Annotated in this window: 1 protein-coding gene; it reads right to left on the reverse strand. The window is 60.2% G+C overall.

Annotated elements, in window-relative coordinates; all coding sequences use genetic code 11:
- On the reverse strand, window positions 1-729 hold a 729-nt coding region (locus AC3WP4_RS28480), incomplete at both ends, for an Ig-like domain-containing protein (protein ID WP_218244361.1).

Raw genomic sequence — 729 nt, forward strand, 5'->3', positions numbered from 1 at the left:
GCCCGAGGCATCCACCACCACGCTGCCAGTGCTGCCATCCGGGAACGTCACGTTCACGGTCGCGCCTGGCTCGCCGCGCCCGCTGACAGTAACACCGCCGTCAGGCTTGCCTATGATCGCCGGCGTCGGCGCTTCCGGGGCTGTGGTATCTTCATACTCCACCACGATATCTGGAGATTGGTTGCCATGACTGTCGGTGATATTAATTACCAGATCACCCTCCGGCTGAACCACGCTCACCGGGCTGTCGATGCTGTAGTTGCCCGAAGCATCCACCACCACGCTGCCGGTGCTGCCATCCGGGAACGTCACGTTCACGGTCGCGCCTGGCTCACCGCGACCGCTGACGGTAATGCCGCCATCAGGCTGTCCGGCGATGACCGGAGCCGGAAGCTCGGGAGCCGTGGTATCGACCACCAACTCAACCGGTTGTGACTCCTCACTGGTGTTTCCTGCTGGATCTTTAATGACCACTGTCAGGCTGTGGTCACCATCGACCAAAGGAGGGTTTGGAGTGAAACTCCATTTACCATCATCTCCAATGACAACCTCACCAATCACCACACCGTTATCGAGAATCTGCACGGTGTCGCCCGGACGACCGCTACCGCTTAAGATGGGTTGATTGTTGCTGCCGGAGGCATCACTGACATTGACAGCACCCGGAGTGGCCGGGGTGACGGGGGGCTGTGGCAATGGCGAGACTGGAATATGAGCACCACCACCACC

Source organism: Pseudomonas sp. FW305-20, from assembly GCF_058788075.1.